Here is a 16,998-nt window from a genome sequence, read left to right as displayed (position 1 = left end):
AGCAGCAGAGATTTGAACGATAAAAGAGGCAGGGGCCTGAGCGGCGCCACACTGCTTGTGTGCGTGATATTGTTGTTTGCAGCGCTCTGGTTCACCAATCAGATCGATCAGCGGGATAAGCAGATCACATACCAGGATTTTGAGAGCCTGGTGGAAAATGAAGAGATTGCAGAGGTGACCATCATCCAGAACCGGAATGTGCCGACAGGACGGCTGGAGGTGACGGTAAATGACGCCCAGGAGGGGGACGAGGCGAAGCTGGTCTACGTCTCTGACGTCAACAAGGCACAGGATTATCTGGCTGAGCACGGCGTGGACTACACGCTCAGAGATGTGCCCCAGGAAAACTGGTTTATGACAAACATCTTCCCGGTGCTCCTCATACTGGCGGCATTTTTCCTGTTCTTCTTCATGATGAACAGACAGAACGGCGGGGCTAACGCGAAGGCTATGAGCTTTGGCAAGAGCCGGGCCAGGATGAGTACGGAGCAGGATAAGAAGATCACCTTTGCCCAGGTGGCAGGCCTGCAGGAGGAGAAGGAGGAGCTGGAGGAGATCGTGGATTTCCTGAAGGCGCCGAAGAAATATATCCAGGTGGGAGCCAGAATTCCCAAGGGCGTGCTCCTGGTGGGCCCTCCGGGTACAGGAAAGACTCTGCTGGCAAAGGCCGTGGCGGGGGAGGCGGGGGTTCCCTTCTTCAGTATTTCCGGCTCCGACTTTGTGGAAATGTTCGTGGGCGTGGGAGCGTCCCGTGTCCGCGATCTGTTTGAGGACGCCAAGAAAAATGCGCCCTGCATCATTTTCATCGATGAGATCGATGCGGTTGCCCGCAGAAGGGGAACCGGCATGGGCGGCGGCCACGATGAGAGAGAGCAGACGCTGAACCAGCTCCTTGTGGAGATGGACGGCTTTGGCGTCAATGAGGGCATCATCGTCATGGCTGCAACCAACCGTGTAGATATCCTGGATCCGGCTATCCTGAGGCCAGGTCGCTTTGACAGGAAGGTGGTCGTGGGGCGGCCGGACGTGCAGGGAAGGGAGGAGATCCTGAAGGTGCACGCCAAGGGCAAGCCCCTGGGAGACGATGTGGACCTGAAGCAGATCGCCCAGACCACAGCCGGATTTACGGGTGCGGACCTGGAAAACCTGCTCAACGAGGCGGCTATCCTGGCGGCCAAGGAGAACAGAGTCTACCTGCAGCAGTCAGATATCAGGAAGGCCTTTGTGAAGGTGGGCATCGGAGCGGAGAAGAAGAGCCGCGTCATCTCAGACAAGGAGAAGAAGATCACAGCCTACCACGAGGCGGGCCACGCCATCCTCTTCCACGTCCTGCCGGATGTGGGGCCTGTGTACAGTGTGTCCATCATCCCCACAGGGACGGGGGCAGCCGGCTACACCATGCCTTTGCCAGAGAAGGATGAGATGTTCAACACAAAGGGCAAGATGCTCCAGGATATCACAGTGGCTCTGGGAGGCCGGGTGGCAGAGGAGGAGATCTTCGACGACATCACCACCGGAGCGTCCCAGGATATCAAGCAGGCAACCAGCCTTGCCAAATCCATGGTCACAAAGTTCGGTATGTCCGAGAAGCTGGGACTTGTCAACTACGACAACGACAGCGACGAGGTGTTTATCGGCCGGGATCTGGCCCACACCTCCAGAGGCTACGGCGAGCAGGTGGCCAGCACCATAGACCAGGAGGTCAAGGACATCATCGATGCGTGCTACAGAAGGGCCAAATATATTATCCGGAAATACCAGAATGTGCTGGAGAAGTGTGCAGAGCTTCTCCTTGAGAAGGAAAAGATAACAAGAGAGGAATTCGAGTCCTTATTTGAAGGGATTGAGGTTTCAGAAATATAAAGTCAGGCGGCGATAGAATGAACATACATGCATTATTTTGCGACGGAACAGGAAATTACGTTTTCCCGCCGGAACCACTGCCAGGACAGCAGGTCACACTGCAGTTCCGCACCGGAGCAGGCGATGCGGACAGTGTCTGCCTGCTGACGGGCGGCAGAGAGTACGAGATGGAGAAGCGGAGCACATCCGGGGTGTTTGACTACTATGCAGTGTCCCTGGAGTTGGGTGAGGAGAATCTGTACTACAGCTTCAGGGTGCGCGCCGGGGAGGAAGTCTGGTATTATAACCAGTTTGGCGCCACCAGGGAGAAGATCGAGGAGTATGAGTTCCAGATCGCTCCTGGATTTAGTACTCCCGACTGGGCCAAGGGCGCGGTCATGTACCAGATCTTTGTGGACCGTTTCTGCAATGGAGATCCATCCAACGATGTGGAAGACGGAGAGTACATCTATATCGGAGAACCTGTGGAACATGTGAAGGACTGGAATGAATACCCGGCGGCCATGGACGTGCGGCGCTTCTACGGAGGTGACCTGAAGGGCGTCATGGAGAAGCTGGATTATCTCCAGGATCTGGGAGTGGAGGTCATCTATTTTAACCCCCTGTTTGTCTCACCGTCCAACCACAAGTACGATATCCAGGACTACGACTACATTGACCCGCATTTTGGTGTCATCGTAGAGGACGGCGGAGAGCCTCTCCCGGTGGGCGTGAAGGAAAATGTATATGCGACGAAATATCAGAAGAGGGTGACGGACAGGAAAAACCTAGAAGCCAGCAACCAGCTTTTTATCAAGCTTGTGGAGGAGCTTCACAGGAGGGGAATGAAAGTCATCCTCGACGGCGTTTTTAACCATTGTGGTTCTTTTAACAAGTGGATGGACCGGGAACGGATCTACGAGGGCCAGGAGGGGTATGAAAAGGGAGCCTATGTCTCCGCGGACAGCCCCTACCGGGATTTCTTTGAATTTTTCCAGAGCGGAGACGAGCACTGGCCCTACAACGGAAATTATGACGGTTGGTGGGGGCATGATACTCTGCCTAAGCTCAACTACGAGGGTTCAAAGGAGCTGGAGGACTATATACTGGAGATCGGACGCAAATGGGTGTCTCCCCCCTACAATGTGGACGGCTGGAGACTGGACGTGGCGGCGGATCTGGGGCACAGCATAGAGTACAATCACGAGTTCTGGAAGAAATTCCGGCGTGAGGTCAAGAAGGCCAAACCGGATGCGCTGATCCTGGCGGAACACTATGGGGACCCGAAAGAGTGGATTGCGGGGGATGAGTGGGACTCTGTTATGAACTATGACGCCTTCATGGAGCCTGTTACCTGGTTCCTGACCGGGATGGAGAAGCACAGCGATGAGGACAGGGAGGAGCTCCACGGTAACGCGGACAGCTTTGTGCGCTCTATTTTTCACCATATGTCCTACATGCTCACTCCCTCTCAGCAGGTGGCCATGAATGAGCTGTCCAACCACGACCACTCCCGGTTCCTGACAAGAACCAATCATATGGTGGGAAGAATCGGCAGCCTGGGGCCGGAGAAGGCGGAGGAGTATGTGAGCCTGCCTGTGATGCGGGAGGCGGTGGCCATCCAGATGACCTGGGTGGGAGCGCCCACCATCTACTATGGCGACGAGGCGGGGCTGTGTGGGTTTACAGATCCGGACAGCAGAAGGACCTACCCCTGGGGAAAGGAAGATCAGGAACTCATTGACTACCACAGGGAGCTGATCCGCATACACAAGAATTACGAGGTGTTCCGCACAGGTTCCCTCCAGTGGCTGGTGAAGCAGGACAATGTCCTGGCCTACGGGAGGTTTAACGACACGGATCAGTTTGTCGTTGTCATCAACCACAGCAGTGAGCTGCGGGAAGTGCGGGTGCCGGTGTGGGTGATCGGCGTGCCCATGAAGAGCAGCATGAGGAGGGTGATTTACTCCTACGAGGAGGGGTACACCATGGAGTTCGACGAGATTCACGTGATCGATGGAGAGATCGTGGTGAACATGGGAAGCCAGTCTGTGCTGATTGCGAAGAATAAGGAATTTTAATAGAAAAGGGCCGGGAAAGGCCAGGCCGGAAAGAAAGCCGGATGTTCCGATTAGGTTTTGTGGAACATCCGGCTATTTTGCGTGTGCATTTACATATTTGCTTTTTGATATTTGCCGCTGCCGTCTACTGCGGGATCATCTGAATATTCAGATCCGCGCTCCCTGTGATCCCCGGCACCTGCCCCTGGTTGGTGTATTGCCAGAACTCGAACTGGTAGGGAGTCTGCGGGGCAGGCTCGTAGTCCGCATACCAGACAGGGTAGCCGGAGAGCTGCTCCAGGTCCAGTTCAAAGGCCTCCCACAGCATGTTCGCGTAGATCATGGGCTGGCGGCCTGCCTCTTCCACTGCCGAGCAGAAGATCTCTGTGTTGACGGTAAACTGCTCGCCGGTCACATTGTCCGTCCTGGCCTCGTCGTCTAGGATGCTCTCCGGGTCATAGACAACAGGGAGCTGAAGAGTGTAGCCCTCCAGGTTCCGGAGAACAAAATCCGCCTCTTCCCGGGCCTCCTTCTCGTTTACGGCCTGGGCAAAGAAATAGACGCCTACGTCAAAGCCGGCGGCCTGGGCGTTCTGCATATTGCGGTGAAACTCGCTGTCCAGACAGATCCGCCCCTCCTGCCCGTAGCCCCGGTAGCCGAGACGGATGAAGGCGAAGCTGAAGCCGTTTTCCTTAAGCTGCGCCCAGTCCACATATCCCTGGTGCTCAGACACATCGACTCCAAGCCGGTATGTATAATTTTCGTCTCCCGTGTAGGACAGATAATGTCCATCGTGGACAAAGCACTCAGGCTTGTAATCATGTCTGGCGATGTCGGGGTTGATCTCCACCTGGTACGGATTTTGGTATACGTCCACGAAGTGCAGTATTTCAGGCTGGTCGGAGGAAGTGTTTTCATCAGTATCTGATGTCTCCTCCCTGGCGGGAGCCTGAGACGCCTCCCGGGCAGTTCCGGCCTGGTCGTTCTGAGCAGCACTGTCTGCGTCAGATGAGCAGCCTGACAGCAATACGGAGAGGAAAGTCAGCAATAATAATGTTCTGTGTTTCATATCAGCTATTCTCCCTTACATATTCTGTATAGGATCTCCATGGATCGGCGTCTGAGAACCCACACATGCGGTAGAAGCATTCCGTTAGATACCATTTCTGCATCCGATCCTCTTCGTCTGTATAGGCGGGAAAAACGAGATGCATTTGGAGTACATAATCTGATCTTATCTTGTTCAGACTATAGACCGTATATCCAAAAGAACTGTCTGTATAGCCCGTTACTATAATCTTGCCGTAATCATCCTTCATGGCGTTGAGGATTGTCTCGCCTGAGGTGAGCATTCCCATTTCTGTAGTATACACATAATTGCTCATCTCCTTCAGTGTCATGCTGTCGGTGCGGCGGACAGCATGGAAGATAAGCTGTGCCCCGTCATCTGCTGAGAAGGCAACCCGTTCTGCGTTGGTTCCATAGGAAACCGTGGCTGTATCTGTGTCATAGATTACATGATTAAAAAAGTCCGTGGGATACCAAAAGCTGAATTCTGGTATATCAGAGGAGTAAAATTCGTAACAGGAAGGATCCAGGATTTTTGTGTAATCAGCAGATGCATTTTCATCTATAATAAAAGGTGTGTCAAAATACGTATTTGTCTTGAAGTCGGAACTATCGGTGGCTGTATCCGTGCTGATATCTGTATTCGTGTCGGTGCCAGTAGAGTCACTGGATTTGGAAGAAGCGGTTTTCCCCTCTGTTGACACAGTGTCTGTTTGTGAACTTGGTTCCTGAACACTAGAGGAATTGGAGATATATCGGACTGTCAGCCCTATTCCTACAGCTGCTATGATCATAAGCGCAAAGGCAATGATAAAATTTTTGTTTTTTGACTTTTTTGGAGCCTCTGTATTACTTGGGTTGGTGACACGGGAGCCACACTGATCGCAGAAGACCGCATCATCCGGCAGGTCATATCCACAGTTGTTGCATTTCATAGTTCATTCCCCCTCTTGGTTTTATCTGGATAGTAAAAGGCGTTCAGTGCCTCTGATATTATTCATTATACAGTTAAAGAAGAAGAACGTCCACAATGTTCCGGGAAAATTGAGGAAAATAGCCTGTATCTTTCGATTGAGTTAGTTTGCTCTATCGTCGGTTAAGCTCTGATGTCTTGACAAAAAATATCTGGTTTTGTAAAATTATCTCATAATTTGTCGTTTGGGAAGAGGGGGATGGAGATGGCATATAAATGCAGTATTTGTGGAGAGAGAGAGGTAGAACATCCGGGGGATGTGTGTGATTTGTGCGCTCTTGGCCAGGATCCCTATGCGGCCAGTATGGCGCAGCAGGCGAAAAAGAGCCGGAGCAGACAGATTTATGAGGCTCCTCACGTACAGGAAGATACTTATGTTCCGGGCCGTGGGAAGAGCAGGAAAATCCTGGTTGGGGGTAGCCCTGTTCTCCAGAATACAGATCCCTATGGGAACGAGATTACGTCGCAGGAAGATGTATCGCCGGAAACGCCTGTCTATAAAAGCGGTCAAACCCCTGTGCATACATCTGGAAACAGTGGCAGTGTGCATGTGTCCTCTTCTTCTAAAAAGAGCAACCGCTCTTCTGTAAATATATCCAACCAGCCGATTACAAAAGGCATATCTAAAAATATATCTGTAGATACCCAGAAAAAATCAGCTTTGGTAAAATGGTTTCGGACCCTGTTTACCGGAGTGCCCTTTACATTCGATGACAATATTACTATGTTTCAGGTATTTCCTGATTTCAGTGGCCAGGCTCTAAATGCAATGGGCAATGCCTGTGACCAGGTAATCGTATACGGAAAACTAAATGCCGGAGCTGTCTCGGAGAATAATGAGGTGGAGGTGTACGGTCGCAGAGATGCTAGCAATAATGTGGTGGCAAAATCCATATGCAATGTGGCCAGCGGTACCACCATTACGCCGGATGGAGCCATGGGGCCTGTAGCAGTGTGGCTCATTACGCTCCTTGTACTGGCCGCAGTCTGCGGCGTGGCTGGAGCTCTGGGCCTGAACGGCATAATCTGGATTATTGTATTGCTTATCTGTCTTGCAAATCTGCCCTTGATTCTAAAGATTATAGCGGGCATTATAGGGATAATTTTTTCATTTGGTAGAAGAAAGAAATAAGGGACAGAGGAGGCTTCATCGTGGATGCTCAGTATTATACCCACTCATCTGCACAGAAGAATATTGCAGTCTGCCGGAAAGAGCTGGAGTTTATACCCAACGGGAATTTTGTGTCTGAAGGCTATGAGGAGTGTAGGAATATGCAGTTCTTCCAGGTGATGGGCATTGCCCGGTTCTGGGAGGAGGAACGGGAGTTAGATAGCTGTACTCTGACCGCTGACATATTGAATGGCTGTATCAGGTACGGCCTTCCCTTTGCATTTGTCCTGGTGGGGGATGAGAGGGGGATTCATGTCTACGTGGGAACCACGAAGACGTTGTTGAATGCGGTAAAATCCTCCTATCAGGCTGTGTACCCTGGAATTGACATAGAGGCGGTAGAGGATAATCCTTTGCGAAGCTGTCCAAGGGAGTACGGCGGTATGTTTACTGGCATACCCACTGATAAGATGAATGCAGACCAGCCCACTCTTCAGATTGAGAGTATTTGCCGGGGAATGCAGGGAAAGCGTTTCTCTTATATCATACTGGCGTCAGGACTGAGTGGCCTGGCTGTTACCTTTGGGCATGAGCGCCTTCTGGAAGAGATGGAGTTAGTGTATTCGCTGATTAACCAGACTATAACCGGGGGAGCCCAGGGAAATCTGTCTGCGCAGCGGCAGGACTTTCAGAGCAAGAATTATTTTGAAAATCTTGAAATACTGGAGCGTCATCTTAAAGAGGGTACAGTCCGGGGAATGTGGCGAATGAATGGATATTATGCTGCGGACAGTCAGGAGGATGCCCAGAGGCTGAGCAATATGATTCGTGCCTGCTACTCGGGCGATGAGTCAACACCGGAACCTTTTAGGCTTATTCCCTATAATTCTATCCGAGAGGTCATCCCTAACATGTATATGATGGCAGATCTGGCAGAGTGCCAGGATGTACATCCACTGGGACGGTGGCATAGGGATGGCATATCTCAGGATATTACTCTGTACATATACAAATTTCAGACTATTCTTACAAGTAGTCAGCTTGGTGTACTCTGCAGACTTCCAGTAAAGGAGTTTCAAGGATATTATGTAGATGAGTATGTAGAGTTTGATGTGGCGGAAAGAAACAGGACGGCGGGGAGAGATGCGATTCCCCTTGGCGATATATGCACTGCGGGACGTAGTCAGGAAAGCCGAGAGATGGAGCCATATTATATAGAAAAGCACGATCTGACCAGACACGCTCTTATTATCGGAATTACAGGAGGAGGCAAGACGAATACATCTAAATCCATTCTCAATACCCTCTGGAACGCCGTAGATTCCAGGGAAAGAATTCCCTTTCTCGTGATCGAGTCTGCCAAGAGAGAATACTGGGAGCTGCGCAACCTGAAAGGATTTGAGAATCTGCTTATTTTTACTCTTGGAGCGGAGGCGGAGAGGACGTCGGTGAAATACAGGATCAATCCATTTGAGACAAATCCGGGTATCTCTCTCCAGACTCATATAGATTATCTTTTGTCCACTTTTAAGGCGGCCTTTGACTTGTATCCACCTATGCCTTATATTTTAGAAAAAGCAGTGTACGCAGTATATGATGACAGAGGATGGGATATCGTAGAGAACCAAAACCGGTACGGTTTGATAGAGTATCCTACTCTGGAGGATCTTTACAACAAAGTAGATGTCATTGTGGATGAGCTGGGCTATCACCAGGAAGTTCAGTCCAATGTGAAAGCTGCCCTTCAGGCCAGAATTTACTCCCTTATGATAGGAGGGAAGGGCGCCATGATGAATACACCTAAATCTGTTCCTATCGGAGAGCTTTTAGAGAGGCCTGTGGTCATGGAGTTGGAGGATTTAGGAGACGATGAGACAAAGTCCTTTGTTATGGGAATTCTTATGGTACAGCTTTATGAGTACAGAAAATCCCAGATGACGCAGGGGAGTAAAGCCTTGTCCCATATCCTGCTCATAGAGGAAGCGCATCGGCTTTTGAAGAATGTGCCTGAGTCCGGGGAAGGGGGAAATACCCGTGCAAAGTCTGTGGAATTCTTCTGCAATATGCTGGCAGAGATCCGCACCTTCGGCCAGGGTATTATAGTGGCGGATCAGATTCCTACAAAGCTTGCTCCGGACACCATCAAGAACACGAACCTGAAAATCGTACATCGCACAGTGGCTCAGGAAGATAGGGAGACAATAGGACGGGCTATGAATATGAGTCAGCAGCAGATTGAATATCTGAGTTCTCTTCAAAGAGGATATGCGGCAGTCTATGCGGAAGGCGACAGCAGACCTAAATGTGTAAAGATGCCCTTGGTGCTGCCTTTCTATGATAAGAACAGAGACGAAGTAATTCAAGAAGCGCGGCGGCAGGTATACAATCTGGCCGAGAATTATGATAAGAAGATCAACCACCATTGTGGATGTGCTTTCTGTGAGGAACAGTGTGCTTACTATCAGAGAGTGAAGGAATACATAGACAGTAGGATAGATGTGGGCAAAGTCCTTAAAAAGTGGCAGGCAGTTGGGTACAGGCCGCCCTCATTGAAGGCGTTTCTTGTATCCGGGATCATGGAAGGACTGAAGGGATGCAGCCTGGCGGCAGATCTGTGCTGTGTCGGGTACATCCTGCAGGCAGAGACGGATCTTAAAGATGGACAGCGACAGAAGATTATCGCTGACTATTTAAGATATATTTTTAAAGAAAAGGAATGACGAGGAGGGATTATAATGGCAGAAGTAACATCCATTCATCCGGCGGATCTAAGAAAGATCGAAAATTTTATGGGAGCTGTGCACAATGATCTTCAGGTGCTTGACTCAGGTGTAGGAACCGTTAATGACAACGTAAAGGTTGTCTATGATGAGGTTGGGAAACTGGCCCAGGATTTTTATGCGTTTGTGTCGGCCCAGGTGAGAGCGAACCGGCTTGGTCAGGCAGAGGTAAGGCTTGTGAAGATCCGGCAGGAGCTGGAGAAAAAATATGGACACTATGATCTCGTCAGAAGAACGACCACAGGCATCCTCCAGGCCGATGACCTGGGGATTGTGAAAAAGGATACCATCAGCAGCGCAACGGAAGAGCTGATGATTTCTACGCCGGGGTACTGGCTTGCCCCTTGTCTGGTAGCGTTAGCGGCCTGGATCAACGATCAGCCGGAGCTTGCGGATAAGGCATTGAGGGAGGGGATTAAAAGAAATGATGAGAAGACGTCCCTGTTTTTTGCTCTTGTCTGCAGAAGAGCGGACAGAAAGAACGCCAGCCTGAAGTGGACGCAGAGATACCTGGCTAACCAGGATGAGGAAAACTTGGACCGCAAGACGATCATTATTCTCGATGCATTTGCAAGCGGTCTTCTTGGGGCAGATTCAGAGGGAGTTGTCTCCCGTCAGATGGACGAGTGGCTGGATCATCTGTCCGCAAAGCCGGGATTTGTGGAAAAGCAGACTGTACAGTGGTCAGAGGCGATTAATCTTAAGAGGAAGCCTCTGGAAGATACTTCTTATACCTATCTGAAAAAATACAGCAAAACCTGGCCTGTCCTTGAGGATATTATGGAGGGAGCCAATCTTCATGCGGAGATACTCAGTTACTTTACATCCATCTTTGAACAGGAGGTATCCACGGACTCGCTGAAGGAGCAGTTGGACGACATTTTGGACAGCTTGGTGACTGATTTTGATGATGAAGAGCTTCCGCTTAGAAAAGAGGAAAAATTTGAACAGTTTGTAGTAGATTTTGAGGGGGATGAAGACAGAGCACGTCAGAATATGGCTGTGGAACAAACGGCTTTTGAGACTCACAAGGATTTCACGCAGCTTCTGACAGATGCTGCCATGAAGCCGGAGTCATCCCACGCAAGCGCTTCTACTCAGAAATTTGCTATTGCGCTCTCGAAAGAGTGGATCACTAACGCTTATAGTGACGTAACTGCTCAGAACAGGATGAAAATTCCAAATGAAATTGAGGTTAATGTAGATACATTTAATGATAAAACAACGGATGGACAGAATGAACAGGAGCTGCTCGGGAAATTTAACTCTCTGGTAGACCAGGAAAAAACAGCGGCCCTGGATCAGCTAAAACTTACCCAGTTCGATCAGTTCTGTCTTTACGGAGGTGGCGTGATTGCTGCCATTGGTCTGGGTATGCTCGTGGCGGGGAGTATGTTCCTCGGAATTATTGCCATTGTTGCGGGTATTGGGCTTATCCTCAATCACTTTTCAAAGAAAAAGAAGATTGAGACGAGCAGGCAGAATATAGAGACTCAGTTTGAGCAGAAGAGGACAAACGGGTCCCAGATTATTCGGGCACTTCTGGCAGAGGTTGTGGATTTCCGGGCTGAATTTGACAGAAAGGACGCTCAGAGCCAGCAAGTGATGGATTTTCTTGATCAGATCACACCGGAGCAGTACGTGAGAAAGTTAGCTGACTCCAACAGACGTGTGAAGGTACAGTAGAGGGAGGGAAGTAAAGATGGATGCAAAAGCGAAAGCTAATTTCATTAATTCGGTAGCAAAAGATAACAATATACCCTGCCAGAACTGCGGTGGTCTGAATAACGCAGGGGCGAAGTTCTGTAAATTCTGCGGAACAAAGCTGGCACAGCCGGCACCCGATCCGCAACCGATGTCAGTGCCTGATCCACAGCCAGTGCCGACACCGCAGCCGGTGGAGGAAGAAAATATACCTTTCAGGAGCATTGATAAAGCTCAGCCGGTATCTGAGCCGCAGCCGGTGCATCAACCGGAGCAGAATGCTGATCCTGTCGGCAGCTTTTATTATGAAGAGCCGGTCAGTGTGTTCGCCCAGGGGCTTCCTGAGTGGAGCGTAGAACCGCCGCAGGTAATGGTGAGGAGGAAGAGAAAGAAATGATCCAGGTACCACATACATATGCGGAATGGGCAGTCGTTCTTGATATGTTCAGAAATAAGGAAGACGATGAAGCTGTCCTTGCGGTCATGAAGCAGGGGACGATCGAGTGGCAGTCCGGCGTAGCGGAGCGTTTTGCCAAGCGTCTTATTGATGCGGTGAATGTAAGGATGAATGCTGCCTCGGATAAATTTCAGAAGGATATGAGCAGATCTCAAGGTCAGGAAAGGGCCATTGTGCAGGCTCTTCTGGCTTTGAGAAAGGAAATGGCCTTTCTGACAAAAGCCATCGACCTGCCGGCGCTTCCGGAAAAGGACCGGCAGCATTATCTGCAGCTTGTGAGAAGCCAGGCCGACAATATGCAGAAATCGCTGGAGGATTCTGCAAAGTCAGACCGCAGCGGCAAGATGGGCAGTATCGTGAGAAATCACAGAGTGAATGGATTTTAGGAGAGGTGGTTACAGATGAGCAACACAGCAGAGACAAAAAATTTGATTAGACGATATTCGATCGCCAGAATTCCGTTCATTGCGATCAATACGATAGAGAGGGGACGGACACTGGATATCCTGAAAGAGATAGCCGAAGAGCTTTCGCTGCCTTTTTATGTACATACATTGTCAAAAGGAGTTTATGATATCGCTTCAGATAAGGTGTTGAATGAGGATAAATCCGTATATGGGGCTATCGATTTTATGACGGAACAGATGAAGCGTAAGCAGTATCTTACACTGGTGCTGACAGAGGTGCCGGATCTGAGTACGGATAACGCAGATTCCAAGCAGATGCTGGCTCTCGTTAACCTGGCAAACGAGTCTGGCGGTATGGTGATCGTGCTTACAAATAATCCAGTGTGGAACCAGCTCCAGAGACAGGGGATGGTGCTGAAGGTAGACCTTCCTGACGAAGACGAGATGTATGCTATCATCAAAGAATATATTGATGATTATCGAAATGAGATTCCCATAGAGTGGGACAATACGGATGTCAGAGAGGCAGCTTCCATGCTGGCGGGAGTGACTAAGATAGAGGCAGAAAATGTGATTGCCGCTCTTATTGCCAACAAATGTATCCGAAAATCAGATCTGGATGAGATTCGATTTGCAAAGGATCGTCTTTTCTCGGATATCTCCGGACTGGAAAAGATAGAAGTAGATGATAATGTGAAAGACGTGGGGGGCCTGGAGGGCCTGCGAAAATGGCTGGATGAGAAGAAGGAGCTCCTTACGCCGGAAAAGAGAGATGAGCTGCGTGCAAAGGGGCTTCAGCCTCCCAGGGGAATTCTCCTTGTGGGCGTGCCGGGCTGTGGAAAATCCCTCTCAGCAAAGTCCATCTCAGCCAACTGGAAACTTCCGCTCTATAGGCTTGACTTTGCTACTGTTCAGGGAAGCTATGTGGGACAGTCAGAGCAGCAGCTAAAGGATGCTTTGACAACAGCAGAGAATGTGGCACCCTGCATTCTTTGGATTGATGAGATTGAGAAGGGATTGTCAGGTGCTGGGAGCTCGAATGATGGAGGTGTATCCACAAGGATGGTGGGACAGTTCCTGTTCTGGATGCAGGAATGCAGGAAACAGGTGTTTGTAGTGGCAACTGCCAATGATGTATCTATGCTTCCTTCAGAGCTTTTAAGGAGAGGCAGGTTTGACGAGCTGTTTTTTGTGGATCTTCCCACAGCCGATGAGAGGAGAGATATTCTTTCGCTCTATATGCGCAAGTATTTGGGACTTGAGTTTAGCGGGCCTTTTGCGGATAAAATTGTAGAGATTAGCGATGGCTTTACGGGAGCGGATCTTGAATCTACGGTGAGAGACTTGGCATATCGTGCTATTGCGAACGAAAATTTTGTTATGAATGCGGAAAACATCATAACGGCATTTGACAATGTAGTTCCCTTATCTCAGACAAGCCCGGAAAAGATAGAGGCGATTCGTGAGTGGGGCAAAGAGCGCGCAGTGCCTGCATCCGGCAAGCCTATCGGTGGGGAGGAGTTGCTGCAGAAGAGTGGTCCGAGGACAAGAAAAGTATTAGTATAAAGGGAGTGGACAGGCGCGAAAAAGTATGGAGGAGCTTTTTCGTGCCTGCTGCGCTTACGGGCTGCGGAGGAAGCAACAGGAGAGTAATATGGGATTTGGGTTTTATGAGACTGGAAAAGAATGGAACGATACCAGTGAGAAGGCAAGAGCTGGGACTGTCAGCGAGACTGCAGAGAACCTGCAAGAGACAGTCGAAGATTTTGAAGACTGTGCTTTGGAGAAAGTGAAAGAGGAGAGTGAATCCGATGAAGGAGAACTCAGGGAGAATGTCGATGATTTTTCAGATTGCGGAAAGGAGATGCCGGAGAAGGAGTTTCAGGAGACAGGCGAAGTGTCTAAAGAAGCAGAAGAGATGTCCGGAGGCATTAAGAAGAGTGATTCGAAAGCTCGCTCTCTAAGAGAATTAAGCAGTGATTCCTGGGAGCACAGAAATGAGTTGGCGGTGTTAAAAGAGGAACGGCAGGAAGCAGAAAAGGTTATGAAGGAGAAATTCGACAGGACTATATCCTGTGAGAAGGGTACGGATGCCTATTATACTTCTCTGCGAGAATATAATGAAGCCAGGATAAACAGGGAGTCTCTGGAGCAAAAGGAGCAGGAGGCGCTGAGACGACAGCTTGAGATGGAGCGGAGAGTGTCAGACATGCGCAGCGAGCAGATACGGGCCGGCGAGGAAGGCATATATGCGGCGAAGGAGACGTTTCCTCAGGTAGACGAGATTCAGAACAGATACGAGGAGGCTTTCTATCGGGAACAGCCAGACAAGGAAGAGCTTTCTAGCATTCAGAGGGAGAATACAGAGTTAATCGGTCGCCTTTGCGAGGAGAAAGAAGCACTCCGATTGGGTATGGAAGGCGAGATGGATCAGATGTATGTCCGAATCAGGGAAAGCAATCGGGAACGCTATGACACGGCTCTCGATCCTGAGCATCAGAGACTGGCTGCCCGGTACAGAGAGATGGAAGATATGTACCGCAAGGTGGATTACTCTATCGTCAGACTGGATGAGAACAATATCAGCATCTCGGAAGTTACTGGAAAACAATACGACTCTGTGCGGAGGAAAAGTTTGGAAAAGCCGCTGGGGCATCTGGAAAACTGCGCTTATCGGCAGGGAGATAACATCTACGGATATGAGGGGACATGTGGACCGACGTCAGTCGCAAACTCTCTGAACCGGGTGACAGAGTCCAGACGCTATACAGAGAACGAGGCTGTTACAGTGGCCGTTGAAAAGAATTTGTGCGTAAAAAGTGGTCAGCTTGAGTTAGCCGGGGGCACGGGGACAAAAGAAGTCGTTCGGCTCATTGATGAGGTGAAGGAGCCAGGTGAGGATATTGCTGCAGAAGTATATGAGTACGAAAACGCACCGAAGGTAGAGGAACTGGCAGAGAAAGTGAGTGCCTCGGATACGGTGGCGATTGTTGGCGTGGATTCAGCGATCCTTTGGGATGAGAGAGGAGATGTGTCCTGTTCAGGGCTTTTCCAGTCATCGGGTTATTCTGACCACTGGATTATGGTGGACAGCCCTGTCTATACGGGGGGAGGATTAGAGGGCTTCCGGATTGCAGACTCAGGCGGCGGAGTGGACTATGTGGATAAGAAAAAGTTTGAAAAAATGTATTTGGGAGATGAAAATTACAAGGTGGAAGATCCTACTGTGATACTGGTAAGGAACCGGAAGGAGAGATGAATATGGATTTTGTAAAAACAGCAGATGTCAACAGCTACATCCAAAGAGAGGCGCTGGGAGGGATAAAGATTCCCCACAGTACATCCCAGCCAGTAATCCGTCTGGAGGATGGGAAATATTGTCTTGCTGCTTTTGTTTTTTTCTATTCCAGAGAAGATATTCGACTGGGAGAGGCGGCCCGACCGCAGTTTTGGGTAGCTGCTGATATATGTACCGGGGAACTTACCGGAGAAAATTCCTGCAAGGAGAAAGAATTTTCGGATGCGTCCTATCGGAAGAAGTACAGTATCAGAGCAGACGGAGTCTACGATACATCCAGAGAATACTATGAAAAGGCTTTCGCTCTTTTGGACGAAGTGAGAGAAACGCTTATTGATACGGGAACGCTGGAACGGCAGAAGTACGATAGATATCTGGCGAAGATCACTGCCAATATTCCGCGGGAATATCAGCGTTTTTATTTCGAACTGAGCGTATAGGAGGAAGAAACGTGTACACATTAATTGTTATATTCTTTTTGATCGGATGCTGTATGATTGCGGCGGGTCTGCTGGGACAGGCGGCGACTGCCGGTACAAAGAGCTGGGATGCAGGCATAGCTTCCGCCATGGCTTTAATGGTGGTATTCGCCCTCCTTCTTATAAGCTGCGGTTCTTTTGCGGGCCTCGGGGAAGCCTTTGGGGCGATCAACAATAGTTTGAATATTCCTTTCTTCAGCCAGTTGGCAGATTACGGGACCATGAGAAATCTATTTCAACAGGCTCCTATGGAGGCTGCTGCTGCATTTCTTGACACGGTATTTCTTGCTGCAATCATTAATATGCTGGGGCTTCTCCATCCCAACAGCGGTGACGCGGCAGGACAGCTTGCAGTGAAAATATTGACGGCAGTTGTGCTGGCCATTGTGGGGCTGGTAATTTTGAATTTTGTCGTTAAGCAGTCAGGGCCCTATCAGCTGTTGACAGGGATACTGGGGGCGGTGATCGCATTTGTGTCGGTGGGAACGGTGCCTCTGGCGGTGTGGAGCGTGATAAAGCAGAATAGCACTGCCGCAGTAGGAATAGCTGCAGCCTTGATTATATTTGCCCAGAGCCGGCTGGGAGGATGTCTTCGCTCGGCCTTTTTCCAGGCTCTTGTCTATGTGGGCGGTGTGTATGTGCTGGAGGAGAGGATGCCTGACGTTTCTGCGGGACTGTCCCAGATATCTATTGTTGTTGCGGCATTTATGCCGGTGATCATTATGCTGATCGGACTTTTCATACTTGTGAAGAGTGTTTTTTAATAAATGAGGTCAGTGTTTTCTTTGATATTTAATGTATATAATGGACAGGAGGTAA

General features: G+C 49.7%; 13 protein-coding genes. 11 read left to right on the top strand and 2 right to left on the bottom strand.

Going from position 1 to position 16,998, the window contains the following annotated elements; genetic code table 11:
• The first annotated feature begins 12 nt into the window (after positions 1-12).
• Together ftsH and H7U36_RS06910 are read left to right on the top strand one after the other, a co-directional pair.
• Positions 13-1,863, top strand: coding sequence for an ATP-dependent zinc metalloprotease FtsH (ftsH, locus tag H7U36_RS06915; protein ID WP_205155904.1), 1,851 nt, complete (start codon positions 13-15; stop codon positions 1,861-1,863).
• Between the two features lie 17 nt (positions 1,864-1,880).
• Positions 1,881-3,923 carry a glycoside hydrolase family 13 protein gene (locus tag H7U36_RS06910; protein WP_205155903.1) on the top strand — a complete coding sequence of 681 codons (2,043 nt, stop codon included), beginning with the start codon at positions 1,881-1,883 and terminating at the stop codon, positions 3,921-3,923.
• A 124-nt stretch (positions 3,924-4,047) separates the two neighbouring features.
• Here H7U36_RS06910 and H7U36_RS06905 read toward each other — a convergent pair whose 3' ends face one another.
• Both H7U36_RS06905 and H7U36_RS06900 read right to left on the bottom strand, forming a co-directional pair.
• On the bottom strand, positions 4,048-4,971 hold the full coding sequence (locus H7U36_RS06905; protein ID WP_205155902.1) for a glycoside hydrolase family 25 protein: 924 nt from the start codon (positions 4,969-4,971) through the stop codon (positions 4,048-4,050).
• 1 nt (position 4,972) lies between these two features.
• Positions 4,973-5,905 carry a zinc ribbon domain-containing protein gene (locus tag H7U36_RS06900; RefSeq protein ID WP_205155901.1) on the bottom strand — a complete coding sequence of 311 codons (933 nt, stop codon included), beginning with the start codon at positions 5,903-5,905 and terminating at the stop codon, positions 4,973-4,975.
• Positions 5,906-6,142: 237 nt separating this feature from the next.
• Between H7U36_RS06900 and H7U36_RS06895 the strand changes: the two genes are divergently transcribed.
• The 9 genes from H7U36_RS06895 to H7U36_RS06855 all read left to right on the top strand — a co-directional run bounded on the left by H7U36_RS06895 (position 6,143) and on the right by H7U36_RS06855 (position 16,943).
• On the top strand, positions 6,143-7,075 hold the full coding sequence (locus tag H7U36_RS06895) for a hypothetical protein (protein ID WP_205155900.1): 933 nt from the start codon (positions 6,143-6,145) through the stop codon (positions 7,073-7,075).
• A 20-nt stretch (positions 7,076-7,095) separates the two neighbouring features.
• The gene (locus tag H7U36_RS15390) at positions 7,096-9,774 is read left to right on the top strand and encodes a helicase HerA domain-containing protein (RefSeq protein ID WP_205155899.1); all 2,679 of its coding nucleotides are present in this window, start codon (positions 7,096-7,098) and stop codon (positions 9,772-9,774) included.
• A 15-nt stretch (positions 9,775-9,789) separates the two neighbouring features.
• Positions 9,790-11,520, top strand: coding sequence for a hypothetical protein (locus H7U36_RS06885; protein ID WP_205155898.1), 1,731 nt, complete (start codon positions 9,790-9,792; stop codon positions 11,518-11,520).
• A 16-nt stretch (positions 11,521-11,536) separates the two neighbouring features.
• A complete protein-coding gene (locus tag H7U36_RS06880; protein WP_205155897.1) occupies positions 11,537-11,935 on the top strand; it encodes a zinc ribbon domain-containing protein in 399 nt (132 codons plus the stop codon).
• A complete protein-coding gene (locus H7U36_RS06875; RefSeq protein ID WP_205155896.1) occupies positions 11,932-12,381 on the top strand; it encodes a hypothetical protein in 450 nt (149 codons plus the stop codon). The genes H7U36_RS06880 and H7U36_RS06875 overlap by 4 nt, the downstream gene beginning before the upstream one ends.
• A gap of 15 nt (positions 12,382-12,396) precedes the next feature.
• Complete coding sequence (locus tag H7U36_RS06870) at positions 12,397-13,968, top strand: AAA family ATPase (protein WP_205155895.1); 1,572 nt, start codon at positions 12,397-12,399, stop codon at positions 13,966-13,968.
• 88 nt (positions 13,969-14,056) lie between these two features.
• Positions 14,057-15,661 (top strand): hypothetical protein, encoded by a 1,605-nt coding sequence (locus H7U36_RS06865; protein ID WP_205155894.1) that lies wholly within the window; start codon positions 14,057-14,059, stop codon positions 15,659-15,661.
• 2 nt (positions 15,662-15,663) lie between these two features.
• A complete protein-coding gene (locus tag H7U36_RS06860; RefSeq protein WP_205155893.1) occupies positions 15,664-16,140 on the top strand; it encodes a hypothetical protein in 477 nt (158 codons plus the stop codon).
• An 11-nt stretch (positions 16,141-16,151) separates the two neighbouring features.
• On the top strand, positions 16,152-16,943 hold the full coding sequence (locus H7U36_RS06855) for a hypothetical protein (RefSeq protein WP_205155892.1): 792 nt from the start codon (positions 16,152-16,154) through the stop codon (positions 16,941-16,943).
• Positions 16,944-16,998 lie beyond the last annotated feature (55 nt).

It is taken from the genome of Faecalicatena fissicatena (assembly GCF_016900595.1).
GTDB lineage: Bacteria > Bacillota > Clostridia > Lachnospirales > Lachnospiraceae > Claveliimonas > Claveliimonas intestinigallinarum.
Note: the sequence above shows the minus strand (reverse complement) of the source record. Positions and strands in the feature narration are given on the sequence as shown.